This is a genomic window from Streptomyces sp. NPDC002276 (genome assembly GCF_053891435.1).
In genome coordinates this window covers 296404-321660 of sequence record NZ_JBSFCQ010000005.1, presented here as the reverse complement: position 1 = coordinate 321660, position 25257 = coordinate 296404, and the positions used below count along the sequence as shown (strand labels likewise).

General features: G+C 70.1%; 18 protein-coding genes. 10 read left to right on the top strand and 8 right to left on the bottom strand.

What is annotated here, in order from left to right; translation table 11 throughout:
* Positions 1–237: 237 nt before the first annotated feature.
* On the top strand, positions 238–4509 hold the full coding sequence (locus ACWIHT_RS16040) for a discoidin domain-containing protein (protein ID WP_456168542.1): 4272 nt from the start codon (positions 238–240) through the stop codon (positions 4507–4509).
* Positions 4510–4585: 76 nt separating this feature from the next.
* Here the strand turns inward: ACWIHT_RS16040 and ACWIHT_RS16035 are convergent, their stop codons facing one another.
* A complete protein-coding gene (locus tag ACWIHT_RS16035) occupies positions 4586–5926 on the bottom strand; it encodes a beta-1,3-glucanase family protein (protein WP_456168540.1) in 1341 nt (446 codons plus the stop codon).
* Positions 5927–6134: 208 nt separating this feature from the next.
* Positions 6135–9917 carry an nSTAND1 domain-containing NTPase gene (locus ACWIHT_RS16030; protein ID WP_456168538.1) on the bottom strand — a complete coding sequence of 1261 codons (3783 nt, stop codon included), beginning with the start codon at positions 9915–9917 and terminating at the stop codon, positions 6135–6137.
* 148 nt (positions 9918–10065) lie between these two features.
* Between ACWIHT_RS16030 and ACWIHT_RS16025 the strand changes: the two genes are divergently transcribed.
* On the top strand, positions 10066–10533 hold the full coding sequence (locus tag ACWIHT_RS16025) for an RICIN domain-containing protein (protein WP_456168536.1): 468 nt from the start codon (positions 10066–10068) through the stop codon (positions 10531–10533).
* A gap of 241 nt (positions 10534–10774) precedes the next feature.
* Entirely contained in the window at positions 10775–11536 is a 762-nt protein-coding gene (locus tag ACWIHT_RS16020) for a class I SAM-dependent methyltransferase (protein ID WP_456168841.1), read from the top strand.
* Positions 11537–11593: 57 nt separating this feature from the next.
* Here the strand turns inward: ACWIHT_RS16020 and ACWIHT_RS16015 are convergent, their stop codons facing one another.
* Positions 11594–12991, bottom strand: a complete 1398-nt coding sequence (locus ACWIHT_RS16015) for an MFS transporter (RefSeq protein ID WP_456168534.1) — start codon at positions 12989–12991, stop codon at positions 11594–11596.
* A gap of 125 nt (positions 12992–13116) precedes the next feature.
* Between ACWIHT_RS16015 and ACWIHT_RS16010 the strand changes: the two genes are divergently transcribed.
* Entirely contained in the window at positions 13117–14004 is an 888-nt protein-coding gene (locus ACWIHT_RS16010) for a helix-turn-helix transcriptional regulator (RefSeq protein ID WP_456168532.1), read from the top strand.
* A 90-nt stretch (positions 14005–14094) separates the two neighbouring features.
* On the opposite strand, the gene ACWIHT_RS16005 is transcribed toward ACWIHT_RS16010, so the two are convergent.
* Both ACWIHT_RS16005 and ACWIHT_RS16000 read right to left on the bottom strand, forming a co-directional pair.
* Positions 14095–15117 (bottom strand): Gfo/Idh/MocA family protein, encoded by a 1023-nt coding sequence (locus ACWIHT_RS16005; RefSeq protein WP_456168530.1) that lies wholly within the window; start codon positions 15115–15117, stop codon positions 14095–14097.
* Between the two features lie 41 nt (positions 15118–15158).
* On the bottom strand, positions 15159–15716 hold the full coding sequence (locus ACWIHT_RS16000; protein WP_456168528.1) for a VOC family protein: 558 nt from the start codon (positions 15714–15716) through the stop codon (positions 15159–15161).
* A 109-nt stretch (positions 15717–15825) separates the two neighbouring features.
* On the opposite strand from ACWIHT_RS16000, the gene ACWIHT_RS15995 reads away from it, so the two are divergent.
* Together ACWIHT_RS15995 and ACWIHT_RS15990 are read left to right on the top strand one after the other, a co-directional pair.
* Complete coding sequence (locus ACWIHT_RS15995; protein ID WP_456168526.1) at positions 15826–16467, top strand: TetR/AcrR family transcriptional regulator; 642 nt, start codon at positions 15826–15828, stop codon at positions 16465–16467.
* Between the two features lie 256 nt (positions 16468–16723).
* Complete coding sequence (locus ACWIHT_RS15990) at positions 16724–17479, top strand: NPP1 family protein (RefSeq protein ID WP_456168524.1); 756 nt, start codon at positions 16724–16726, stop codon at positions 17477–17479.
* A 216-nt stretch (positions 17480–17695) separates the two neighbouring features.
* Here ACWIHT_RS15990 and ACWIHT_RS15985 read toward each other — a convergent pair whose 3' ends face one another.
* Entirely contained in the window at positions 17696–18412 is a 717-nt protein-coding gene (locus ACWIHT_RS15985; protein WP_456168522.1) for a TetR/AcrR family transcriptional regulator, read from the bottom strand.
* A 116-nt stretch (positions 18413–18528) separates the two neighbouring features.
* Between ACWIHT_RS15985 and ACWIHT_RS15980 the strand changes: the two genes are divergently transcribed.
* The gene (locus tag ACWIHT_RS15980) at positions 18529–19236 is read left to right on the top strand and encodes an NAD(P)-dependent oxidoreductase (protein WP_456168520.1); all 708 of its coding nucleotides are present in this window, start codon (positions 18529–18531) and stop codon (positions 19234–19236) included.
* Positions 19237–19325: 89 nt separating this feature from the next.
* Here the strand turns inward: ACWIHT_RS15980 and ACWIHT_RS15975 are convergent, their stop codons facing one another.
* Positions 19326–20411: a LacI family DNA-binding transcriptional regulator gene (locus tag ACWIHT_RS15975; RefSeq protein WP_456168518.1), complete on the bottom strand. Its 1086-nt coding sequence runs from the start codon at positions 20409–20411 to the stop codon at positions 19326–19328.
* A gap of 235 nt (positions 20412–20646) precedes the next feature.
* On the opposite strand from ACWIHT_RS15975, the gene ACWIHT_RS15970 reads away from it, so the two are divergent.
* Together ACWIHT_RS15970 and ACWIHT_RS15965 are read left to right on the top strand one after the other, a co-directional pair.
* Complete coding sequence (locus ACWIHT_RS15970; RefSeq protein WP_456168516.1) at positions 20647–22989, top strand: beta-glucosidase; 2343 nt, start codon at positions 20647–20649, stop codon at positions 22987–22989.
* A 32-nt stretch (positions 22990–23021) separates the two neighbouring features.
* Positions 23022–23390 (top strand): hypothetical protein, encoded by a 369-nt coding sequence (locus ACWIHT_RS15965; protein ID WP_456168514.1) that lies wholly within the window; start codon positions 23022–23024, stop codon positions 23388–23390.
* A gap of 76 nt (positions 23391–23466) precedes the next feature.
* Here ACWIHT_RS15965 and ACWIHT_RS15960 read toward each other — a convergent pair whose 3' ends face one another.
* On the bottom strand, positions 23467–24039 hold the full coding sequence (locus tag ACWIHT_RS15960; RefSeq protein ID WP_456168512.1) for a YbhB/YbcL family Raf kinase inhibitor-like protein: 573 nt from the start codon (positions 24037–24039) through the stop codon (positions 23467–23469).
* A gap of 195 nt (positions 24040–24234) precedes the next feature.
* Between ACWIHT_RS15960 and ACWIHT_RS15955 the strand changes: the two genes are divergently transcribed.
* Positions 24235–25104: an SDR family NAD(P)-dependent oxidoreductase gene (locus ACWIHT_RS15955; protein ID WP_456168510.1), complete on the top strand. Its 870-nt coding sequence runs from the start codon at positions 24235–24237 to the stop codon at positions 25102–25104.
* Positions 25105–25257 lie beyond the last annotated feature (153 nt).

Here is a 25257-nt window from a genome sequence, read left to right as displayed (position 1 = left end):
AACAACGCAAGATTCCGGTGTTCGACCTGTAGACCGACTCACTCGACTCTGCAATATTTCGATTAAACAACGCAAAATCCTGCCCCATGGTCCTCGCGCACAGCAGCCGAGCAGAAGAGCAGCCCAGCAGAAGAGCACCGCACCGATCCTCCCGCACCTTTCTGCACCACTCCGTCAGGAATGAGCCGCCCTCGCCGCCCCACCGGCGCGCGAGCCTCCGCAGGAAGCGACCCCCGCATGACTCGACACAAGCAGAGATCCCCCGGGCGGCGCGCAGCGACCGCCGCCCTCGCCGCCACCGTCATGGTCCTGGGCCTGCCCGCCGTCGCCGCCCACGCGGCCGGTGGCCCCAACGCCGCGGCCGACGCCAGGACTTCGGCTGGCAGCACGCATGGAAAGCACACCGCCGCGAACATCACCGACGGCGACCTCGACACCTACTGGCAGGCCGGGAAGAAGTCGGCACAGTGGGTGCAGACCGACCTCGGGAAGAGCAAGCGCGTCCGCCAGGTCGTGCTGCGGCTGCCGGAGGGCTGGCAGTCCCGCAAGCAGACGTTCGCGCTCCAGGGCAGCGACGACGGCAAGAGCTTCGCCACCCTCAAGTCGTCGGCGCAGTACGTCTTCGGTCCCGCCAACGACAACACGGTGAAGGTCTCCATCCCCGCGACCCTCGCCCGGTACGTACGCGCCGACTTCAGTGCCAACTCGGTCGCGGGCACCGCCCAGTTGGGCGAGATGCAGGTCCTCACGACCGCCGCGTCGACCCCCAACCTCGCGCAGGGCAAGCCCTTCAGCGAGAGCGGTCACGCGGACGTCTACGGCGCGGCCAACGCCGGTGACGGCAACCGCGACACCTACTGGGAGAGCACCAACAACGCCTTCCCGCAGTGGCTCCAGGTCGACCTGGGCTCGTCAGTGAAGATCAACCAGGTGACGCTGCGGCTGCCCAGCGGCTGGCCGAGCCGCAGCCAGACCCTCAAGATCCAGGGTTCGACCGACAACGCGAACTTCACCGACCTGACGGCCTCGAAGGCGTACACCTTCGACAGCACCAACGACCAGTCCACGACCATCAGTTTCGACACGACGACCACGCGGTACGTGCGTGCGCTGTTCACCGCCAACACGGGCTGGCCCGCCGGGCAGGCGTCCGAGCTGGAGGTCTACGGGCCGGTCACCGGCGACACCCAGGCGCCCACCGCCCCGACGAACCTGGCCTACACCGAACCGGCCACCGGGCAGATCAAGTTGACGTGGAGCGCGGCCACCGACGACACGGCCGTGACGGGCTACGACGTCTACGCCAACGGGCAGTTGAGGGCGAGCGTCGCCGGGAACGTGCTGACGTACACCGACACCCAGCCCGCCGCGAGCGACGTCACGTACTTCGTGCGGGCCAAGGACGCGGCGGGCAACGTCTCCGCGAACAGCAACAGCGTGACCCGCAAGGGGACGGGCGGCGACACCCAGGCACCCACCGCGCCGGGCAACCTCGCCTACACGCAGTCGGGCAGCGACGTGAAGCTGACCTGGCAGGCGTCGAGCGACAACGTCCAGGTGACCGGCTACGACGTCTACGCCAACGACCAGGTGATCAAGTCCCTTGCCGGTGACGTGACTTCGTACACCGACACCCCGTCGGCGACGGCCACGGTCACCTACTACGTGAAGGCGAAGGACGCCGCCGGGAACGTGTCGGTGGCGAGCAACAGCGTCACCCGGGCGGGCAACGGCGCGGGCTCCGACCTCGCGCAGGGCAAGCCCGTCGAGGCCTCCTCGTACGTCTTCACCTACGTGGCCGCGAACGCCAACGACGGCCAGATCGCGACCTATTGGGAGAGCGGGGGCGGCGCCTACCCGGCCACACTCACCACCAAGCTGGGTGCCAACGCCGATCTGAGTCAGGTCGTCGTCAAGCTCAACCCGGACCCCGCGTGGTCGACGCGTACGCAGAACATCCAGGTGCTCGGGCGTGATCAGGACGCGACCGCGTTCACGAGTCTCGTCGCGGCGAAGGACTACACGTTCAACCCGGCGACCGGCAACACGGTGACCATCCCGGTCTCCGGCGCGGCGGCCGACATCCAGCTCAAGTTCGCCTCCAACACGGGCGCTCCGGGCGGGCAGGTCGCCGAGTTCCAGGTGATCGGCACCCCGGCCGCGAACCCGGACCTGAAGGTCACCGGCATCACCAACTCGCCTGCGGCGCCTGTCGAGTCGGACGCGATCAGCCTCTCCGCGACGGTCACCAACAGCGGCAGCAAGGCGTCGAAGGCGACCGACCTGAACTTCACGCTCGGCGGCACGAAGGTCGCCACGGCCGACGTCCCGGTCCTCGCGGCCGGCGCGTCGACGACGGTCACCGCGAGCATCGGCGCCCAGGACGCGGGCAGTTACCCGCTCGGCGCCGAGGTGGACCCGTCGAACAAGGTCATCGAGCAGAACGAGGGCAACAACACCTTCACCCGCTCCGACGCCCTCGTCGTCAAGCCGGTCTCCAGCTCCGACCTGGTCGCCGCACCGGTGGCCTGGACCCCGTCCAGCCCCTCGGCGGGCGACAACGTCGCGTTCAGCGTGGCCATCAAGAACCAGGGCACGACGGACTCGGCCTCCGGCGCCCACGCCGTCACGCTGACGGTCCAGGACGCGAACGGCGCCACCGTCAAGACACTCACCGGCTCCTACAACGGCACCATCGCCTCCGGCCAGACCACCGCACCGATCGGCCTCGGCTCGTGGACCGCCGCCAACGGCAAGTACACCGTCAAGACCGTCATCGCCGACGACGCCAACGAGTTGCCGGTCAAGCGCACCAACAACACCACCACACAACCCCTGTTCGTCGGCCGGGGCGCCGACATGCCGTACGACATGTACGAGGCCGAGGACGGCACGGTCGGCGGTGGCGCCACGGTCGTCGGCCCCAACCGGACCATCGGCGACGTCGCGGGCGAGGCGAGCGGCCGCAAGGCGGTGACCCTCAACTCGACCGGCCAGTACGTCGAGTGGACCACGCGCGCGGCGACCAACACGCTGGTCACCCGCTTCTCGATCCCGGACGGCACCGACTCCACCCTCGACGTCTACGTGGACGGCCAGTTCCTGAAGGCGATCGACCTCACCTCCAAGTACGCCTGGCTGTACGGCAACGAGACCGCGCCCGGCAACTCGCCGAGCGCCGGAACCCAACGTCACATCTACGACGAGGCAAATCTCCTGCTGGGCAGGACAGTTCCGGCGGGCTCGAAGATCCGTCTCCAGAAGGACGCGGCCAACTCCTCCACCTACGCGATCGACTTCATCAACCTCGAACAGGCGACGGCGATCCCGAACCCCGACCCGGCCGCCTACACGGTCCCGGCCGGTTTCTCGCAGCAGGACGTGCAGAACGCGCTCGACAAGGTCCGTATGGACACCACGGGCAAGCTCGTCGGCGTCTATCTGCCGGCCGGTGACTACGAGACCTCCAGCAAGCTCCAGGTCTACGGCAAGGCGGTCAAGGTCGTCGGAGCGGGTCCGTGGTTCACCCGCTTCCGCGCCCCCTCCTCGCAGGAGAACACCGACATCGGCTTCCGCGCCGAGGCCACGGCCAACGGTTCGACGTTCTCCGGCTTCGCCTACTTCGGCAACTACACGTCCCGAATTGACGGCCCGGGCAAGGTATTCGACTTCTCCAACGTCTCCAACATCACCATCGACAACATCTGGGCCGAGCACATGGTGTGCCTCTACTGGGGCGCCAACACCGACAACATGACCATCTCGAACACCCGCATCCGGGACACGTTCGCCGACGGCATCAACATGACGAACGGCTCCACGGACAACCACGTCGTCAACAACGACGCCCGCGCCACGGGCGACGACAGCTTCGCGCTCTTCTCTGCGATCGACGCGGGCGGGGCCGACGAGAAGAACAACCTCTACGAGAACCTGACGTCGACGCTCACCTGGCGTGCGGCCGGTATCGCCGTCTACGGCGGCTACAACAACACCTTCCGCAACATCCGGGTCGCCGACACCCTGGTCTACTCCGGCATCACGATCTCCTCGCTGGACTTCGGCTACCCGATGAACGGCTTCGGGACCGATCCGACGACGATCGAGAACGTCTCCCTGGACAGAACGGGAGGCCACTTCTGGGGCTCCCAGGTCTTCCCCGCCATCTGGGCGTTCTCGGCCTCGAAGGTCTTCCAAGGCATCAGGGTCAACGACGTCGACATCGACAACTCCACCTACGGAGGGGTCATGTTCCAGACCAACTACGTAGGCGGACAACCGCAGTTCCCGGTGAAGGACACCATCTTCACCGACATCTCCATCACCAACTCCAAGAAGAGCGGAGACGCGTTCGACGCCAAGTCCGGGTGGGGCATCTGGGCCAACGAACTGCCCGAGCCCGGACAGGGACCGGCCGTCGGTTCCGCCACCTTCGTCAACCTGCGGATGAGCGGCAACGCCCAGGACATCCGCAACACCACGTCCACCTTCACGATCAACGTCCAGTAGCTCAGGCCGTCACCCCATGACGCGGGGCCGCCCTTCCTGACAAGGGCGGCCCCGCTTCACGTTGTCTCCTCAGTGCCTACCAGCCGACGGCGACCAGCAGCCACTGCGGACTGGCGTGCGAGATGAAGGAGGACTGGCCCGCGACGTCGTCGTAAGGGAAGCCGTAGGCAAGCTGGTTGATGGCGTTGTCGTGCCAGAACTTGGCGTAGTAGTTGGCGGGTGCCGCCTTGTAGAACTGCGCCGGGTCGGACTGCTGCGCCGCCGGCAGGGTGGCCACGTGGCGGTTGAGGGCGGCGCACATGTCGGGGTTGGCGGCGAGGGACGCGGCACAGCCGAAGATGTCGGAGGTGGCCGCGTTCACGCCCACCGACTGGGCGTAGGACGTGAAGTAGTTGGCGTTGGCGCCGCCCGCGCGGAAGCTCGGGTCGCTGCCGGGCGCGATGATCCGGTACGGCGCCTGGGTCTGGGCGAGCACCTTGAACTGGGACGGCACCGCGTCGGTGAAGCGCTGGAAGGTGGTCGCGCGGTCCTCGGCGAAGGTCGCCCGGTTCTCGCCGACCTCGGTGTCGTAACCGTCCTTGCTGTGCAGGCGCATGGCGAGTTTGAGGCCGAAGGCGTCGACGCGGGTGGTGTTGCCGTTGAAGACGTTGTTGCCGACCGTGAACTCGATGAAGTCGTAGTACGAGCTGGTGGGCGAGCCGAGGTAGAAGTACATGCGGCCCGCGGAGTTGGCGGGCATGTCGAGGTAGGGCTGCTCGGCGATGGAGTGCGTCTGGCCGTTGAAGCTCCAATACACCTGGCTGTCGGGGTACTTGCCGTTGGTGCGGTTGAGGATCTTCACCTCCACGGCGTTGTTGGCCGCGGGGATGTCGCTGGTGCTGCCCCAGAAGTCGTCGGGCGGGGTGGTGCTTCCGGGGCCGTAGACCTGGAACTCCCAGAGGGAGTAGCCCCATTGGGTGGCGCGGGCGGTGCCGTAGACGCGGACGTAGCGTCCGCTGCCGGTGAGGGTGATGTTCTGGGTGCCGCCCGTGGCGGTGGTGGTGGAGTAGACGGTGGTCCAGGTGGTGGCGTCGGTCGAGGTCTGGATCTGGTAGCCGGTGGCGTAGGCGGTCTCCCAGTTCAGTGAGACGCGGGTGAGTTGCTGGACGGAGCCGAGGTCCACCCGTATCCACTGCGGATCGGCGAAGGCGGAGGACCAGCGGGTGCCGGTGTCGCCGTCGACGGCGGCGCTCGCGGGGAAGGACGCGCTCTCGGTCGAGGACGCGGTGGCGGGCCGTCCCTGGGACAGGAGTTGGTCGGCGGCGCGGGCGGGCGAGGGGGTCAGGGCGGCGAAGCAGGCGACGATCAGGACGACGACCAGACCGAGAGCGGTGCGGGAGCGTAGGGCGGCGGGTGAAGGTCTGCCGGAGGTCTGCATGGGGGGTCTCCTCAGGTTTGGGAGCGCTCTCCCCGGGTTGTAACCGCGCCGCTGCCCGACGTCAACAACTGAAGCCGAACTGACGGGAGTTCGGGGTGACTCCGGGCATCGGTGCGGTATTCCGTTCAGGATCCGACCGCATGGCACATCTCAACTCGGCTCATTCATGCAGTACTTGACGCGTCTGGTATGGACCTACGGCGTGAAGTCATGTGGTGGGACAGGGTGGTTCGAAGTCCGTCGTCGTGAAGTACCTCGCCCATTCGGCTCTGGTGACCCGTGGGTACGCGGTGGCGCAGACGCGGGCGGCGACGCTGTCCGGGTCGGTGTTCCACAGCCGGATCGTGAAGTCGTTGCCGCCGGTGGCCAGGGTGTCGCCGTGCGGGCCGAACGCCACGGCCGGTACCGGGTTCGTATGGCCGCCGAGGACGACGGGAGCGGTCGTACCGCCTACGTGCCACAGCAGGGCCTTGGCGTCGGCGGCCCCGGCGACCAGTCGGCGGCCGTCCGGGGAGAAGGCCAGCGCGTAGAGCCAGGAGCCGTACGCCCGTAGCCGCTTCACCTTCGGTGAGTGGGCGGGGTCGCCGATGTCGATCAGCCAGACCGTCCGGTCCGGCCGGTGGATCGCGGCCAGGGTCCGGTCGTCGGGGCTGAACACGCCGTCGGTGAGCGGCTCGGACCGTAGTGGGGAAGGGAGTTCGCGGGGGTTGCGCGGCTCGCCGATGTCCCAGAACCGCAGGGAGCCGGTGGTGCCCGTGCTCGTCACCAGCGTGCGGCCGTCCGGCCGGAACGACACCATCGTGACATCCGGTCCGCCCTCGGCGAAGCGGCTCAGGGGTCGGGGGCGGCCGGGGTCGGTCAGGTCCCACAGTGCGGCTCCGTGCTGCGCCCATACGACCAGCAGGTGGCCGGAGGGTCCGAAGGCCGCCCCGGCGACCTCGCCCGCGCCGCAGGGGACGGCCGATCCGAGCCGGGGTCTGCGCGGGTCGGTCACGTCCCAGACGCGGACGGTGGTGTCCTCGCTCGCGGTGACGAGGGTGCGCCCGTCCGGGCTGAAGGCCACCGACCGGACGAATCCGGTGTGTCCGCGCAGGACCGCCAGCGGCCACAGGGCCCGGCCGCCGGTGACCCGCCACAGCCGTGCGGTGCCGTCCCAGCTCGCGCTGGCGAGCACACGGCCGCCGGGGGCGAACGCGAGGGAGGTGACGACGTCGTCGTGGGTCGCGAGCGACAGATCGCGCAGGTCCAGGAGTCGGTCGGCGTCGGCGAGCACGCGGCCGTCCGGGCTGAACACGGCCTGGTAGGCCCCACCGGGAATCGCGCTGACGCGCTGGGGACGGGCCGGTTCGGTGAGGTCCCAGAACAGGGTGGATCCGCCGACCGAGACGAGGGTGCGTCCGTCGGGGCCGAACGCCACCGACCAGACGATCGCGGTATGGCCGCGCAGGACGGTCGGTGGCCGCGTCCGGGGACCGCCGTCGCCGAGGGGCCAGACCCGTGCGGTGTGGTCCCAGCTGCCGGTCGCCACAGTCCGGCCGTCCGGGCTGAACGCCGCCGAGGTCACGGTGTCGGTGTGGCCGCGCAGCACGTCGAGTGGGCGCGGAGCGGCGGGATCGGTGACGTCCCACAGCCTGGCCGTGGTGTCGCCGGTGGTCACCAGCGTGTGCCCGTCCGGGCTGAAGGCCGCCGAGGTGACCGCGCCGGTGTGGCCGGTGAGGGTGGCCAGCCAGCGGGGACGCCGGGGGTCCCGTACGTTCCAGAGGCGGGTCACGCCGTCGGTGTGGCCGGTGGCGAGGACATCGCCAGCGGGCCGGAACGCCACCCACATCGGCGAGGCCGGCTGGTCCGGCAGGGTGCTCAGCGGGGCGGGCGCCCGCCGGTCCGTCACGTCCCACAGCCGTACCGACCCGTCGCCCGCGGTGGCCAGGACGCGACCGCCCCGCCCGAACGCGACCGACAGCATCCGCCAGGGCTGGCGCAGGACCGCGAGGCGGACCGGACGGTGGGTGTCGCGCACGTCCCACAGCCGGACCGTGCGGTCCCAACTCGCGGTGGCCAGCAGCGAGTTCCGGGGCGCGAAGGCGGTGGAGACCACGTCGGAGGTGTGGCCGGTGAGGCGGCTCGTGTACGGCGTGGCGAAGGTGTTCATGAGCTGGTCGCGGACGTCTGCCGTGGGGGCCAGCCGGTACGCGGCCAGGTTCAACTGCGCGGCCAGCGCGGGGTTCTGCTGCCGCAGCTCGGCCGCGTCCGTGGCGACCTTGCGGGCGACGGCCACATTGCGCTGCCGTACGGCCGAGTCGCGTGAACCGACCGCCAGCACACCGGTGGTGACCGCGGTGAGCGCCAACACGGCGAGCAGCGCGACCAGTTGGCGCAGCCGGACCGTCCACCGTCTGACCGCCGCCAGCTCGCCGGCCTGCGCTTCGCCGCTCGCGTCGAGGAAACTCCGTTCCCTGCGCGTCAGTCGGGCGGCGTCCGTGGCGGCCAGGTCCAGGGCGGCGGACAGGCGGGCCCCTCTCCACAGGGCGTGCGGGTCGCGGCCGTGCGCCTCCCAGCCGGCGGTCGCCTCGGTGAGTTGGCGGTGCAGGAGCAGCCGTTCCCGGTCCTCGGCCAGCCAGCCGCGCAGTCGCGGCCAGCATCGGATGATCGCCTCGTGGGTGATCTCGACATACCGCTCGTCCAGGGTCACCAGCCGTTGCCCGGCGAGGGATTCGAGCACGAACGCGGTGTCGGGGCCGGGGTCCAGTTCGTCCGGGGTGATACGGCGTCGAGTGTCCTCGGTGCCGTCGCCCAGCGCGGTCAGCCGGAGGAACAGGGATCGGGCGAGGTCCTGGCGCGGCGGCGACAGCGCCCGGTAGGCGGTCTCGGCGGTCTGCGCGAGCGCGTGCTGGATGCCACCGGCCGCGAGGTATCCGTCGAGGGTGAGGCGGCTGCCGCTGCGGCGGCGCCAGGTCTCCACCATCGCGTGCGAGACCAGGGGCAGCGCGCCCGGCTGACCGGTCGCGTCCGCGACGACGGCCGCGAGCAGCGGGCCGGTCACCGTGCAGCCGACGAGCCGGGCGGGCCGGGTGATGGCCTCGCGCAGCTCCTGGCCGCTCATCGGGCCCACGGCGAGCTGCGCGTCGCGCATCGCCTCGACCAGCCGGGGATCCTGGACGCAGTGGCCGTAGAAGTCGGCGCGTACGCCGAGCACCACTCGGGTCCGGCTGGTCGGCGCGGTGGTGGCGGTGGTCAACAGGGCGATGAACGCGTCGCGTTCGGCCCGGTCCCGGCAGAGGGTGAAGACCTCCTCGAACTGGTCGGCCACGATCAGGATGTCGGTGTCCGGTGCGCGGTCGACGGTGGCCTGCCGGATGCGCAGGTGCAGCGCCTCGGGGTCGTCGCGCAGTTCGGTGACGAGCGCGCCGGGTGTCTCGCCCGTCAGCGCGGCCAGGCGGACGGCGCACTCCTCCAGGGGGTGGGGGCCCGGCGTGAGGAGCAGCACCGGTCGGCCCGATGCCCGCGCGCGGGCGACGAGTCCCGCCCGCAGCAGCGAGGACTTCCCCGATCCGGACGGCCCGAAGACCGTGAGGAACCGGCGGTCGCGCACGCGCGCGAGGACCTCGTCGGTCAGCCGCTCACGCCCGAAGAACCGGTCGGCGTCCTCCGGTTGGAACGCGGACAGCCCGACGTACGGCGTGCCCTGTCCGCGGTCCTCGCGGGGCTCGCCGCCCTTCGCGCTCGCGGCGAGTTCGGCGGCGACGGCATGCCAGCGGGACTCCCACGCACGGCGCTCGCCCTGACACGCCTCGACATAGGCGAGCGTGACGCCCAGGCTCGGGAACGTGCGTCCGCCGGCCGCGTCCGACAGCGTCGTGGACGAGTAGTGCGCCTGCTTGGCCATCGTCCGGTACGGCGGTCCGCCCGCCTTCTCGCGCAGTCTCCGCAGGTCGGCCGCGAAGCACGTCAGTGGACCGCCGTCCAGGTCAAGCGGCCGTTCGGCGCGTGGCATGCCGTTCCCTTCCCGAGCACTTCCGGGGCGCCGACGGGCCCCGGTTGTCCGGCCGTTGATGTCCGGCGTCGACAGCCCGGCGCCGGACAACGCGCGGCGGATAGCCATGGATCAGCGCAACCGCGCAACGACCATGCGGAGGGACAACATGAAGGCCACGAAACGACTGGTGCCGTTCCTGGCGGCTATCGGACTCGCGATCGGCGGTGCCGTGACGGCCCCGGCGGCCCACGCCTCGGCACCCATGCTCACGTCCAACCTGGACGGGAGGTGCGCCGACATCTTCATGTTCCACAACGAGAACGGCGCCTCCACCGTGACGTGGGACTGCACCGGCAACACCAACCAGCAGTGGTTCTGGGACGGCGAGCAGATCCGTTCGAGCATGAACGGCAAGTGCCTGGAGATCTACGGTTCCAACCCCGGTGACCAGGCATCGGTGAACCTCTGGGACTGCAACGGCGGCAGCAACCAGCGGTGGTACTGGAACGGCGGCGAGCTGCGCAGCCGGATGAACGGAAAGTGCCTCGACATCCTGGCGGGCCGGTCCGGCAACGGCCAGCTCCTGGTGACCTGGAGCTGCAACGGAGCGAAGAGCCAGAGCTGGAGCCTCTGAACGGCGGCCCGGCCCGGCCCCTCGGGTGCCGGGCCGGGCCACGGTCGTTCGCGCACGGCACTCACGTCGATCGCACACGGGTCGAGAGTCGCGCACCGCGGACGAGGCGAGGTGCCGAACGGAACGCTGTCACTCGAAGAGGTCACGGCCCCGCGGCCGTGGCCGTCCGCCTCGGGGTTCCCGCGGGGCTAGTGTCTGCCGGGTGAGCACAGACGATGCGAACCGGCGGTGGACACGGTCCATGCCCGAGGCCTACGAACGTCACCTGGTGCCGGTCTTCTTCCGGCCCTTCGCCCTCGACCTGGCCGCCAGGGCGGCAGCGCTGCGGCCCCGCACGGTCCTGGAACTCGCCGCCGGAACCGGGGCGTTGACCTCGGCCCTGCTCACCGCGGCGCCCACGGCCTCGGTGGTGGCGACCGACCTCAACGAGGCGATGGTCATCGCGGGTTCGGCACGGGAACCGCGCGCGCACTGGCGCAAGGCGGACGCCCAGGACCTGCCCTTCCTGGACGGCAGCTTCGACCTCGTCATCTGCCAGTTCGGGGTGATGTTCTTCCCCGACAGGCCCGCCGCCTACGCCGAGGTGCGCCGGGTCCTGGCGCCGCGGGGGCGGTTCCTGTTCAACAGCTGGGGCCCGCTGGCCTCGCACGGATTCGGGGCCGCCTTCCAGGCCGCCCTGGAACAGTCCATGCCCGACGGAGCACCCCAGTTCCTGAAGGACGTGCCCCACGGCTACGCCGACCCGGCCGTGGTCACCGCGGACCTCACGGCCGCCGGACTGACCCTGGCCACTGCCGAGGAGGTCACGCTGGAAGGCGTGGCGGAGTCCGCGGCCTCCGTCGCCACCGGGTTCCTCACCGGCACACCGGTGAGCGCCGCCGTGCAGGACCGCGACGACGCGCGGTCCCTCCAGGCCGCCGTCACACGGAAGATGACGGACCGGCTCGGCACCGGCCGCATCACCGCGCCGATGACCGCGACCGTCTATACGGCGCACCGGTAGTCATGACCCTCCCCGTGAGGAGCGGCGCAGCGACTGTCAGGTGTGCTCCCGGTTCCCTCAGGTCGAGTTCGTCACCGGGCCGCGCGGCAGCATGAGGGCCGCGGCCGTGGTGGCCATCAGCATCACGGCCGCGACGCACAGGGCGACCCGCAGACCCGCAATGAACTCACCCCGGTCCGCGACCAAGGCTCCGAAGACGGCCACGGCGAGCGCGCCGCCCGTCTGCCGGAAGGAGTTCAGGATCCCGGCGGCCATACCGGCCCGATCCGCGGCGATGTCGTTCAGCAGGACGGCGGTCAGGGAAGGCACGAAGAAGCCCAGGCCGACGCCGACCGGGATGAGCATCGCCGCGATCACCGGTCTGCTGGTGCCCTCGTCGATCCAGAGCAGGCCGAGCATCGCCAGCGCGAGGATCGCCTGTCCCGTGGCGATCGGCATCCGCGGCCCGAAGCGTGCCGCGGCCCTGGCCGAGGCCAGGTTGGCTCCGGCGATCACGGCCATCATCGGTAGGAACATCAGCCCCGCGGCCATGGCGGACAGGTTCAGAACGTCCTGGAAGAACAGGCTCAGCACGAACACCAGCCCGTAGAACGCGGCATTGCCGACGAAGCCGATCGCGACCGAAACCGTCACCGCGCGCGAACGGAAGAGGTCGAGCGGGACCAACGGCGCCGCGGTACGTGCCTCGATCATGATGAACGCGGCCGTCGCCACCGCGGCGAGCCCCAGGCAGCCCAGCACCACGGGCTCGCCGAAGCCGTTCTCCCCTCCGTCGATCACCGCGAAGGTGAGCGCCGCGAGCGCGACGATCGCCGTGAGCTGGCCGTACGGATCGAGCGGCGCGGCCCGGCGCGGCGAGCGCTCCGCGCGGGTCAACACCGCGAGGGTGGCGATGCCGACGGGCAGGTTGACGACGAAGATCGCCCGCCAGCTCAGCGTGCTGGACAGCACCCCGCCGGCCACCGGGCCGGCGGCGACCGCGACGGCTCCGCCGACGGTCCACAGCGCGATGGCCCGTGCACGTTCGGCCGCGTCCGGGAAGGCCTGCCGGACGAGGGCCAGCGAGGAGGGCAGCATGATCGCCGCCGCGCCCCCCTGGATCAGGCGGGCGGCGATCAACTCGCCCAGCCCCGGCGCCAGTCCGCAGGCCGCCGAGGCGACCGTGAAGACCGCGACGCCGGCGCCGAACGCGCGGCTCGCCCCGATGCGGTCGGAGAGCGTGCCCGCGGACAGCAGGAGCGCGGCGAACATCAACGTGTAGGCGTCCACGATCCATTGAAGTCCCGCCGTGCTGCCGCCGAAGGTCCGCCCGATCCCGGGCAGCGCCACGTTCATCGCCATGGTGTTGAGGTTGAGCAGAAAGATGCCCATGAACGTGGTCGCCAGGATCAGCTTCGGTGCGGCCGCGCGTCGCCGGGCATCCTGTGACGCGCGGGCCGGTTCAAGAGTGGTCATCCGTCCAGAGTGCTGAGGCTCGCGCGGGCGAGGCAGACCGTGATCTTCCGGGGTGCGCCACAGGTGGGTGCGACAGGGCCAGGCTCCGGGCCGGATACCTGATCTCGCGCTGGCAGAATGACGACATGACCGAGTTCGGGAAATTTCTGCGGGCTCGCCGTGCCGACATACGCCCGGCGGACGTCGGCCTGCCCGCCGGAACCGGCACGCGCCGTACGCCGGGTCTGCGCCGGGAGGAGCTGGCGGCGCTGGCCGGTGTGAGCATCGACTACTACATACGTCTGGAACGCGGCAAGGAGACCCGTCCGAGCCCCTCCGTGGTCGAGGCGCTGGCCGACGCGCTCCGCCTCGACCAGGAGGAGAACGGCTTCCTGCACGAGCTGGCGGCACGGGCGGCACGGCGTGCGCCCGAGCCCCGAACCCTGCCGTCACGGCGAATACGTCCGACCGTCACACAGCTTCTGGAGACGCTCCGGCCCAACCCGGCATACGTCGTGAGCCGCACCAACGACCTGCTGGCGGCCAATCCCGGCGGGCTGCGGCTGCTCCACGGCATCGCCGACTGGCCGGAGCGGCAGCGGAACACCGTCCGGTACACCTTCCTGCACCCAGCGGCCCGCGAGCTGTGGGTGGACTGGGAACGGAAGGCCAAGGGGTGCGTCGCCCAGTTGCGGGCGATCGCGGGCACCGATCCGGATGCCCCTGATCTCGCCGCGCTCGTAGGCGAGTTGATCGTCAAGAGCCCCGACTTCAACCGGCTCTGGGAGCGGTACGAGGTGCACACGATCGGCGACGGCGAGAAGACGCTCCGGCACCCGGAGGTCGGCACGATGACGCTCTCGCACGAAGGGCTGTCCCTCAACCGCGCTCAAGGCCAGCGCCTCGTCGTCTACATGGCGCCGCCCGGCAGCCCGGACCACGACAGGATGACGCTCCTCGACCTCGCCGCCCCCGGCCCGTCCGTCGGTTGCGGCGAGACGGCGCCCGTCCCACCCTCCCGGAGCGAGGGCTAGGCGGTTTTGTCCGCAACCGGTTACGGATGTGGTGAGCCGCACGCACACCTTCATACGCCGATGCCCGCGGCAGACCCGTCACCCGTCGGATCAGCCGCTCGGCGTCACGGAGGGCGCGAGCGCGGACCGAATGCCGTCGAGCACGTCGAAGACCGCGATGGAGGCTCCGAGCGGGTGCCACTCGTGCTCCGTGTCGCCACGGAGGATCGCCTCCGTCACGGCGCGCAGCATGGGCACGTAGCCGTGGCCCTCGCGGTCGAATCGCGACATCTTGGGTGACGAGAAGAGTTCGCCGGACAGCCCGTCGCCCACGGCGTGGGTGGCGTACTGGGTGGACGCCCAGAACGGCGCGGGGATCGTCATCCATCCGCGGGTGCCGCTCACCGAGGCCGACGGCTCGATGAACTGCACCATGGACGCGGCCAGATGCGCGATCTCGCCCCCGTCGTACCGCAGCGTCACGTACTCCGTCAGGTCGACGCCGTCCTCGCGGACACGGCCCTCGGCGGTGATCCCGCTGGGCGTGCCGAGCAGTTCGAGTGCCAGTGTGACGGGGTAGATCCCCTGGTCGAGCAGGGTGCTGCTGGCGCGCTCGACCGTCCACCGGGGGGAATCAGGCGCCGCGAACGGAATCCCGAAATACCCGCGCACCGAACGGATCTCGCCGATGCGGCCGGATCGCGCCTCGTCCGCGAAGGCCCGGAAGCTCGGATTGAACTTCATCCACATCGCTTCCATCGCGAACACACCGCGCTGTCGCGCCGCCTCGGCGATCTTCCGGGCCTCGGTCCCGTTCACCCCGAGCGGCTTCTCGACCAGGACGTGCTTGCCGGCCTCGATGGCCCGCAGCGCCATCGGGGCATGGAGCGCGTGCGGTGTCGCGAGGTAGAGCGCGTCGACCTCCGGGTCGGCCACCAGGGCGTCGAGGTCGTCGTAGGCCTGCGCGAAGCCGAACTCGTCGGCGAACGCGCGAGCCCGTTCGAGGGAGCGGGACAGGACCGCCGCCCGCCCGGCTCCGGTGACGGCCGCGAAGTCCGAGGCGACCTGTCGGGAGATGTCGCCGGTGCCGACGATCGCCCAGCGGACCTCGCTGGACTGGCGGGTTTCAGGCATGCTTCGTTCCTCCGAGGGGTGATTTCGGTGCCGCGGTGATGTCAGAACTTGCCGTCGGGGCCCAGGGTGCGGACCGGCCGGCTGCCGTCCCAGTCGGCCGAGGCGGCACGCACCATCTCGGCGAAGCCGTCCGAGGCGGCCGAGCGCTCCATGATCTCGACGACCGGCGCCGGACCCGTGGGCGATTCGAGGTACACATACCGGATCGGGCTGGTAGCGTCGTCGCTGGACCACACGATCGGCCAGCCGGTGGCCGCGACGGTGGCCTCGACCGCCGTATCGAGGTCGTCCACCCACCAGGCGATCTGCTGGTATCCCTCCTGCCCGGACGCCAGGAACTCCGTGTAGACGCTGGGTGTGTCGTCCTCCTGGTGAATCAACTCGATCTGTACGTCACCGGAGTTGGACACGGCGAGGGTCACATTGGCCTTGACGGGCTGACCGCGGTGGAGCGCGTCCAGAGGCAGTCCGCGCATCACGTGCCAGGGACCGACCCCCAAGGCGATCCAGCTCTCCATCGCCTTGTCGAGATCGCGGACGACATATCCGATCTGGCGGATCGCTCCGGGCAGCGCGGCTGACTGAGGGGACTGGTGCATCGACTCACTCCCGTCGTTACTGAGTACCTATGAGGTACAAGGTAGGCTGCAAATTACAACATCGGATGTGCGCCGACAAGAGATGTGTTGATACGAAGGCCCGGTGAACATGGCTGAGGACGGACCGACTTACCGGCGCGACCGGACCCGGCTGCCGGCCGCGCAGCGGCGACGGCAGATCGTGGAGGCGACGACACGACTGATCGCCGAGCGGGGCTTCTGGGGTCTGTCGATGCAGGACGTCGCCGACCGCTGCGGACTCACCGTCCAGGGCCTGCTGCACCACGTCGGCTCGAAGGACGGGTTGCTCGTATCGGTCCTGGACCACGCCGAGACCGAGGACGCGCTGCGACTGGCCGCACAACTCGGCACAACCGGCGACGACTTGACGGCGGGCTCCGCGGACCGGGCATCGCGGAACCCGGTCGACCTGCCGCAGGTGTGCGCCGCCATCGTGCGCCACAACGCGGCGCAGCCCGAGATCGTCCGGCTGCACGCCGTACTGGCGGCCGAGTCGTTGGAGCCGCGCCACCCCGCGCACGCCTACTTCCTCGCCCGCCACCAGAGGGCGGTCGCCGGTCTCGTCCAGCTGGCCAAGACCGTCACCGACCACCCGCAGTCGCTCGCCCGGCAGATTCTGGCGACGATGGACGGCCTGGAGTTGCAGTGGCTGCGTGATCCGGATGGCGTCGACCTGATCCGAGAGTGGGAGGCCGCCGCCACGGTCATCTTCAGCCGGCCCGGCACTTGAGCGCTGCCCGCTACCCGAGCCCGAGCCCGAGCGGTCGCCCGCCGGGTGGACCCGCAGGGTGACCTGAGCGAAGGCGAGCCGGACACCCCCGCGGCACACCCCTCCCCACCCAACTCCCCACGCCCGCCTGTTCGTTGATCCTTCACTTGCGCGACATCCACGAAAGCTTGAGTTACTCAATCAAGCAGATGAGAGTGGCCCGGGCATACGAAGCAACCGCTTGCCCTCACCCCCCGCAGTCCTTCAGGAGGACTCTGTGCAGAGAAGTTCGCGTATTCGCCGCGCCTCGCTCATCCTCGGCAGCTCCGTCGCGCTGGTCCTCGCTCTGCCGAACAGCGCCCTGGCCGCCCCGCCCACCTCCCTCCCCGCCAACGCGGACGCGCTGGAACAGAAATGGCAGCCGGCGTACGACTACGACACCGACGGCTGCTACCCCACACCCGCGATCGGACCCGACGGCACCATCAACGGCGGCCTCAAGCCGTCCGGTTCGCCGAGCGGCGAGTGCCACGACAAGTCGGACCTGGACAACACCAACGGTTACTCCCGCGAAAAGTGCAACAACGGCTGGTGCGTGATCCTTTACGGTCTCTACTTCGAGAAGGACCAGGCCACCGTCGGCGGCCACCGCAACGACTGGGAGCACGTCGCGGTCTGGGTGCAGAACGACCAGGCGAAGTACGTCGCCACCTCGAACCACGGCAGCTTCACCGTCCACGCGGCCAGTGACGTCCTCTGGGACGGCACGCACCCGAAGGTCGTCTACCAGAAGGACGGCCTGGGCACCCACGACTTCCGGCTGGCGAACACGAACGACGAGCCGCCGGAGAACTACTACCACACGTGGCAGTACCCGGCCCTGGTCGGCTGGAACGGCTACCCGGCCGGTCTTCGCGACAAGCTCAGCGCCTACGACTTCGGCAGCGCCAACTTCGGTCTCAAGGACGCGAACTTCGCGACCCACCTCGCCAAGGCCATGCCCTCCGGCATCACCTTCGACCCCAACGCCTGATCGATCGGATGATCCACGGCCCGAGGTCGAAACAGGCTTCGCCCCAGGGGCGTTGACCTCGGCATCCGCCGAACGCTGAACGCTGAAGCGGCCTTCGTCTGGTCCTGTGCTCCGGCTAAGGGGCACCGCTCAGGGCGAAGGCCGCGAAGGTCGTACCCGCGGTCGGCGTGACCGCGATCGTCCCGGCGCGCGTCGGGACGGTGTCGCGGCCGACCCTCAACGCCGGCGCGGGACGGCCAACGTCCTTATGAGTTGGGCGAGTTCCTCTTGGAAGAGCTTCTCCGGGCTGATGGTCTGGTTGTGCATGTGGCCGTAGATCTCCAGTGACACCAGGCCGTGCAGGTGCCCCCAGATGCGCAGCGCCAGGGCGACGGCCGCCGGCGGCAGGTCAGGGAAAGCGGGGCGCACCTTGTCGAGCAGCCCGGGTTCGAAGTCGGACCACTCGAAGTCGCTGTCCTGGTAGAGGTGTTGGGCGTGGGGCCACGCGGCTGCCGCGAGCGCGGTGAGTCCGGTGCAGACGCGGCGCGCGGCGTCCGGGGCGGGGCCTCCCTCGGGAGCCTGATAGCCGGGGACGGGGTCGCCGTAGATGAGCCGGAAACCCTGAGGGTTCACCGTGGCCCAGGCGCGGAAGGCGTTGGCCCATGCCTCGATCCGGGCAGCGGGATCCGTGACGGGGGCGGCTGCCCACGAGGCGTCCACCGCGTCGGCCAAGTCCGTGTACACGTCGTCGATGAGCGTGGTGACCAAGTCGTCCCGGGTCGGGAAGTAGCCGTAGATGGCGTTGGCGGTCATGCCCATCTCGCGGGCGATGGCCCGCAGCGTGATGGCCGCCGGCCCACCCGCGGCCATCAGGGCCAGCGCCACGCTCTTGATCTCGATCGTGGTCTCGGCTCGGAGCCGCTCGCGCCTTCCGTTGCTGCCCGTGACTGTCACAACGGGCACTCTACAGCGCTGACTTACTGAGCTACGCACGGAAACTTCACGGCGTATAGTTTCTGCACGGCGTCACCTCTAGTGGCGTCCTACGTCCGCATGCCCAAGGGAGAGCCATGCTCATCGGAGTCATCGGAGCCACCGGGACCATCGGCAGCCGGGTCGTCACCGAGGCCCTCGGCCGCGGCCACCGCGTCAAGGCGTTCAGCCGTGACGCCGCCCCGGCACAGCGCGACGAGCGTCGGGACAACATCACCTGGGCGGGCGTCGACGTCCTGGATCCGAAGAGCGTCGCCGCTGCCCTGCCCGGCCTCGACGTCCTGATCAGCGGATTCCAGCCTGGCAACGCCGCAAAGGACTTCGAGGACACCGTACGGCGCTCGACGGCCGAACCCACCGTCTACGCGGCGGCGGCCCGGGCCCTGTTGAAGGCGCTGGAAAGCCACCCGCGGACACGGCTCATCGTGATCGGCGGCGCCGGCAGCCTTGAGATCGAACCGGGAGTCACGCGCGCCGATTCCGACGAGTCGCTGCACGCCTCCCTGGACCGACTCGGACTGCCCCGCGCATACGCCGCGGCGGTACGCGGTCACCGGGACGCCCTCGACGTCCTGCGGACCTCGAACCGGCTGTGGACCTACTTCAGCCCCGCGGAGGAGATCGCCCCCGGCGAGCGCACCGGGCGTTTCAGGGTCGGCGGCGACCAGCCCGTCCTGGACTCCGAGGGCCGCAGCCGCATCTCGGCGGAGGACGCCGCCGCGGCCCTGGTCGACGAGGCCGAGCTGCCTCGCTTCGTACAGCGTCGTTTCACCATCGGCTACTGAAAGCCGCAGCCCAGGAACAGGACGTCAACGGTCGGACCGTACGCCTCGGAGGTACGCCCGCCGAGCGCGCACAAGCCGGAACCAGGTGATCAGAGCGCCGGACCACCGCCGCGCGTGGCGTGGAAACCGGGCTCAACTTCTCGACACCGTACGGCCGTTGGAGCCGACGAGCCACCGCCGGAACCCGCCAGCGTCGACTCACGAGCGATCACCACGGAGTCGGCCGTGGTGTCTCGCGGGGGAACCGGGCGGCCGTCCGCCTCGTGCAGGGCGGAGGCGGCGAAGTGGCGGGCGAGACCGACGACGTCGACCCGCACGCTGGAAATGGAGGGGACGAAGAGGGCGGCCAGCGGCGTGTCGTCGTGGCCGATCACCGCGAGGTCGTCGGGGACGGACACACCCGCCCGTACCGCGGCGCCCACCACGGCCGCCGCACTGTCGTCGTTGTACGCGGCGACGGCGGTGACCTTCTCCTCGCGCCAGCGCCGGGCGGCCTCACCGGCGGAACCGTCGCCGTGATCCACCGGCCGGACGTCGATCGGATCGAGTCCGAGCCGGGCGGCCGTCCTCCGGGCCGCGCGTACCCGGGCGTCGAGCAGAACGGAGACGCGGGGATCGATCGGGGCGGCGAAACCGATCCGCCGATGGCCCCGCTCCCGCAGGTGCTCGATCTGAAGGGCCGTTCCCGAGGCGAGCGCCGGCCAGTCGTCCAGCATCGCCGGCCGCTCGGCGGCGGGAACGATCCTGGTGATGCCGCAGTCCCGCATCGAGGCCAGCTCCCCGGCGTCGAAGGGACCGAACCCGAGAACGACGTCCGGGGTGAGCAGTTCCCACAGGGGGCGGGTCCGGCCCCCGGCGTGGCGCGTGCAGGTGACCAGGGTGTACCCGGCCTCGTCCAGGGCGAGCGCGGCCTCGTCGAGGTGCCGCTGGAGAGTGAGACCGGTCGCCCAGTCCGGCAGGACGAAAAGGATCACCTTGCTGCTCCCGCGCCGCAGTGTCTGCGCCGCCCGGTGCGGGCGGTAGCCCATGCGCGCCGCCTCGGCGAGCACACGTCGGCGGGTGGCCTCGGGGATCGTCTGCCCGGGGGTGTCGTTCAGGACGAATCCCACGGTCGCCCGCGAGAGCCCCAGCGACCGGGCCACGTCCGCCGCCGTGACCCGCTTCGGATCCGCCACGCGCACCACTCCTCCCTGGGCCGCTCACCGGCCATCCACCCCACGACCTGCTCCCCTCATCCTATTTGCACGTGCTAGTGGGGTGGCGGCACGCCAGCGCGGTCCCATGACGTCCGCACGATGACCGACGGGATCGCCGATGCCGAAGACGGGCCCGTGCTGAGGTGTTCCGATTCACTAGCACGTGATAGTAACCAGCACGAGACAGCCGAGTCGTCCGACGGAGGAGAGACGAATGACCGAGATCGACTCGACCGAGCGCGCGGATGCCCTTCTGGCCCGGATGACCTTGGAGGAGAAGGCACTTCAGCTGACCTCGGTGATGGGGGCTAGCCTGTCCGGGCCCGGTGGCGCCGTTCCGGAGCGGCTGTCGGCGCGGCTGGAGCTCGGGATCGGCCAGGTCTCCGGTCTCGCGAGTTTCGGGGCGAAGCCGCCCGCCGATGTGGCCCGCACCGTCAACCAGATCCAGCGCTTCCTGGTGGAGAAGACCCGCCTCGGGATTCCCGCGGTCTTCCACAACGAGGCGCTCAACGGCGTCATGGCGCCGGGGTTCACCGTCTTCCCGACCGGCATCGCCCTCGCCGCCACGTGGGACCCGGAGGCGGTCGGACGGATGGCGGCCCTGACCGGCCGGCAGATGCGGGCGATCGGCATGCGCCAGGCCCTGTCTCCGGTCCTCGACGTGGCCCGGGACGCGCGCTGGGGCCGTGTCCACGAGACATACGGCGAGGACCCGTACCTGGTCTCCGCGCTGGGCGTCGCCTTCGTCCGCGCTCTTCAGGGCGAGGGTGTCCTCGCCACCGCGAAGCACTTCCTGGGCTACGCCGTGACCGAGGGCGGCCAGAACATGGCCGCGACCGCCGTAGGAGCACGGGAGTTGTACGAGGTCCACGCCCGCCCCTTCGAGGCCGCGATCCAACTCGCGGGCCTGGCCTCGGTGATGAACTCCTACTCCGAGTACGACGGCGTGCCCGTCGGCGCCTCCCACGCGATCCTCACCCAACTGCTGCGCGAGCGCATGGGGTTCACCGGCACCGTCGTCGCCGACTACATGACCATCGAGTGGCTCGCCTCCCGCCAGCGGGTCGCCGCCGACAACCAGGAGGCCGGCATCCTGGCCCTGGCCGCCGGACTCGACGTCGAGCTGCCCGAGATCGCCGGCTACGGCCCCACCCTCGCCGAGGCCGTCAAGGCGGGCCGGATCGGCGAGGACCTGCTGGACCGGTCCGTGCGCCGCGTGCTGCGCGACAAGTTCGCCCTCGGCCTCTTCGACCACCCCTACGTCGACGAGGACCCGGTCGTCATCCGGCGCACCGCCACCAAAGGCACCGCCCTGGCAAGGGAGTTGGCCCGCAAGTCGGTGACCCTGCTCAAGAACGAGGGGGCCGTCCTGCCCCTGTCGCCCGGCATCCGCAGGGTCGCGGTCGTCGGCCCGCTCGCCGACGACGTCACGGCCGCCTTCCCCACCTACACCTATCCGGCGATACGGAAGATGCTCATGCGGTCCGCCGCCGGTGCCGCGATGCCGGGCACCGAGTCCGTGTCGGACGCCTCGGCGCCGTCCCTGGCCGCCGAGTTGGCGTCCGTCCCGGACGGCGACGCCTGGATCCGCGCCGAGTACGACACGCTCTCCCTCGCCGACGCCGTACGGCGGGCCCTGCCCGACGCCGAGGTCACCGCCGCGCGGGACAGCGCCGCCGCCCGCGACGCCGACGTGGTGATCCTGGCCCTCGGCGGCCACGCGGGCTGGCTCCCCGACGGCACCGAGGGCGAGGGCCACGACACCACCGACCTCGAACTACCGCCCGCACAAGCACAGTTGGTCAAGGAGGTCGCCGCGACCGGCACCCCCGCCATCGCCGTCGTACAGACCGGGCGGCCGTTCACGATCACCTCCGTCATCGACCAACTGCCCGCCGTCGTCTGGGCGTTCTACGGCGGCCAGGAAGGCACCCGGGCCATCGCCGACGTCCTCACCGGCGCGGCCGAGCCGGGCGGCAGGCTGCCGTACAGCATCCCGCGGCATGTCGGCCAAGTCCCGCTCCACCACGGGCAGAAGACCGGCAGCGGCTACCGGCGCACCGACCAGGACATGCACCGCGGCTACCTCGACCTGCCCGCCACACCGCTGTTCGCGTTCGGGCACGGACTGGGCTATACGGCCTTCCGCTACGGCGAGTTGACCCTCGACCACGCCGAAGTGCCCGTCGACGGGACGGTCACCGTGTCCGTGCCGGTCACCAACACCGGTGGCCGGGACGGCGAGGAGGTCGTCCAGCTGTACTTCCACGACACCGCCACCGGCCTCACCCGGCCCGCCCAGGAACTCGTCGGCTTCCAGCGGATCCACCTCCCCCAAGGAGCCACCGCCACCGTCGAGTTCACCGTCCGCATGAGCCAGCTCGGGTACGTCGGGCTCGACGGCGCGTTCGTCCTGGAGCCCGGCCCCGTCGACGTGTCCGTCGGCGCCGCCTCCGACGACATCCGCACGACAGGCCGCTTCGAGATCACCGGCGACACCCTCACCCTCGACGGCCGCCGCACCTACCTCTCCCAGGCCGTGACACGGCAGGACTGAACCCGTACGCCCCCCATGTGAAAGGCGCCTCCATGAAAAAACAGATGTCGGTCTTCTCCCTGCTCCTGCTCTTCTTCGTGTTCATGGCCGGTATCGGCGCGTCCATCGCCGCCGGACAGGTATTCGACGGCACGGAGAAGCAACTGGTCACCGTCGGCGGGACGGTCGTCGCGTTCGTGACGAGCACCCTCCTCATGAAGCAGCGGCGGGTGCGGGACTTCCTCGGCTCCAGGCCGGTGCTGTGGTTCCTGTTCCTGTTCAACGCCGGTGTCGCCACGGGCTGCTACTTCCTCCTCGACGGCGTGAAGGGCATCGCGGCCACCGCCGGCATGGGCCTCGTCTCGCTCGGCGCGGGCACCGGCCTCCTCAAGAGCCCCAGGAAGAAGCCGACCCACGCCTGAGTGGGCCCCGCCTGCCTGGGCCGGGACGCGTCCGCGGCCGATCTCCGACGGTCTCCGCGCCGCGCGGGATCGGTGATCAGCGGACGTGGAGACCGTCCAGGCGTCCGCGCACCACAACGGGGCCGCTGACCGCGGCCAGCACGGACTGGGGGCGGGCCTTGTCCAGGGCGCCTACCGCTTCTGTCTCCATGACGGCAGCGGACAACGCGAAGATCTGGAACACGTATCTGTGGGGGCCGTGGCCCTTGATCGGCTCGGGCCCCATGTAGCCGTGCCCCCTGCCCGAGCGAAGCAACCGCACGCCTTGGACCGTGCTGCCCGTGTTCAGGGCACCGGCGGGAAGTGCGTCGAGTTCGGGCGCAATCAGGGCGACGCAGTGGACGTACGGGCTGCGGGTCGGAGTGTCGACATCCTGGACGACCAGCAGCAGCTGTGCGCAGTCGCGGGGCGTGCCGGTCCAGGCGAGGGACGGGGACACGTTCTGTCCACCTACCCGCCGACCGGTGTGGAGCACAGGGATGGTCCCGTTGTCCAGGAAGTCGTCACTGCGCAGGTCGATCGTTTCGGGCCCGGCCAGGGCCGGGAGATTCCATGCGAGTCGCGCTTCGCCCGCACGCACGCGCTTGAGCAGTGTTCCCAGGATCGCCATGTGCCGTCCTCCGAGTCGGGCGCGGTGGTGCGACGTGAGCGCCGACCGCCCCTCGACCACGCATTGCCATCATGAACTGTAGATCCTAGTGTGACACTCAATTCCATCAGTGGATTCACGACTCAGACGTGAATCCATGGTTCGCGGTCGCGTCAGGTGATTGACCGAGCGCCGGCCGCCCTCAGGAGCATTGCGATGAGTGATCACATGGAGACAGACCTTCAGGGCCGCACAGTGGTGGTCACGGGAGCGAGTTCGGGCATCGGCGCCGCTGCCGCCCGACGCTTCGCCGCGCTGGGAGCGAAGGTGGCGGTGATCGGTCGATCACCGGAGAAGACCGTCGCCGTCGCCCGGGAGATCGGCGCCCAAGCGCACATCGTGGACTACAACCGCCTGGACGACGTACGACGTCTGGCCGGGGAACTGCTGTCCGGATACCCCCGCATCGACGTCCTGGCCAACAACGCGGGCGGTTTCTTCACCAGCCGCAAGCAGAGCGAGGACGGACACGAACTGACCTTCCAGGTCAACGTCCTGGCGCCGTTCCTCCTGACGAACCTGCTGCTGGACCGACTCGCGGAGGCATCGCAAGGAGCCCGAGTGGTCAACACGGCCAGCATGGACCACAGCAAGGGACACATAGACCTGGACGATCTGGACAGCGCCCGCGGCGCATACCAGTGGCGGGCCGTGTACGCGACGGCCAAGCTCGCCACCGTCATCCTCACCCAAGAACTCGCGCGCCGGACGCGGGGCACCGCGGTGACCACGGCTTCCTTCCATCCGGGCGTCGTGGCCACCGACGTCGCACGGGACAGCACGGCACTGGGCGCATTGATGAGAACGCGACTGGCCAGAGCGATCATGGCCACTCCCGAACGGGGCGCGGAACCGCTGGTCCACCTGGCCACCCTCCCGAACGCCCTCGCCACCAACGGCGCTTACTTCAACCGCCTGGAGCAGGAGAAGTCCCAGAACGCGCAAACAGCCGACCCCGAGTTGGCCGGGCGGCTGTGGGAGCGCGCCGCGGAGCTGACCGGCCTGGCGAGCACACCGGGTGCCTGAGGGCTCCTGGGCGCCCGCCCTCACCACCCAAGTCGCATATCGAGAGCGGTCGTTGGCACGCACGGGCATCCGTCGATCTGGACTAACGCGCATCACTAATGCGCGTTACTGACTAACATGAGGGGCAGAGCCGCACCACGAAATCAACCACTC

What these genes read in the sequence shown, in the direction of transcription:
- ACWIHT_RS16040 (WP_456168542.1), top strand. Translation starts at nt 238, where the DNA reads ATGACTCGACACAAGCAGAGATCCCCCGGGCGGCGCGCAGCGACCGCC.
- ACWIHT_RS16035 (WP_456168540.1), bottom strand. Translation starts at nt 5,926, where the DNA reads ATGCAGACCTCCGGCAGACCTTCACCCGCCGCCCTACGCTCCCGCACC.
- ACWIHT_RS16030 (WP_456168538.1), bottom strand. Translation starts at nt 9,917, where the DNA reads ATGCCACGCGCCGAACGGCCGCTTGACCTGGACGGCGGTCCACTGACG.
- ACWIHT_RS16025 (WP_456168536.1), top strand. Translation starts at nt 10,066, where the DNA reads ATGAAGGCCACGAAACGACTGGTGCCGTTCCTGGCGGCTATCGGACTC.
- ACWIHT_RS16020 (WP_456168841.1), top strand. Translation starts at nt 10,775, where the DNA reads ATGCCCGAGGCCTACGAACGTCACCTGGTGCCGGTCTTCTTCCGGCCC.
- ACWIHT_RS16015 (WP_456168534.1), bottom strand. Translation starts at nt 12,991, where the DNA reads ATGACCACTCTTGAACCGGCCCGCGCGTCACAGGATGCCCGGCGACGC.
- ACWIHT_RS16010 (WP_456168532.1), top strand. Translation starts at nt 13,117, where the DNA reads ATGACCGAGTTCGGGAAATTTCTGCGGGCTCGCCGTGCCGACATACGC.
- ACWIHT_RS16005 (WP_456168530.1), bottom strand. Translation starts at nt 15,117, where the DNA reads ATGCCTGAAACCCGCCAGTCCAGCGAGGTCCGCTGGGCGATCGTCGGC.
- ACWIHT_RS16000 (WP_456168528.1), bottom strand. Translation starts at nt 15,716, where the DNA reads ATGCACCAGTCCCCTCAGTCAGCCGCGCTGCCCGGAGCGATCCGCCAG.
- ACWIHT_RS15995 (WP_456168526.1), top strand. Translation starts at nt 15,826, where the DNA reads ATGGCTGAGGACGGACCGACTTACCGGCGCGACCGGACCCGGCTGCCG.
- ACWIHT_RS15980 (WP_456168520.1), top strand. Translation starts at nt 18,529, where the DNA reads ATGCTCATCGGAGTCATCGGAGCCACCGGGACCATCGGCAGCCGGGTC.
- ACWIHT_RS15970 (WP_456168516.1), top strand. Translation starts at nt 20,647, where the DNA reads ATGACCGAGATCGACTCGACCGAGCGCGCGGATGCCCTTCTGGCCCGG.
- ACWIHT_RS15965 (WP_456168514.1), top strand. Translation starts at nt 23,022, where the DNA reads ATGAAAAAACAGATGTCGGTCTTCTCCCTGCTCCTGCTCTTCTTCGTG.
- ACWIHT_RS15960 (WP_456168512.1), bottom strand. Translation starts at nt 24,039, where the DNA reads ATGGCGATCCTGGGAACACTGCTCAAGCGCGTGCGTGCGGGCGAAGCG.
- ACWIHT_RS15955 (WP_456168510.1), top strand. Translation starts at nt 24,235, where the DNA reads ATGAGTGATCACATGGAGACAGACCTTCAGGGCCGCACAGTGGTGGTC.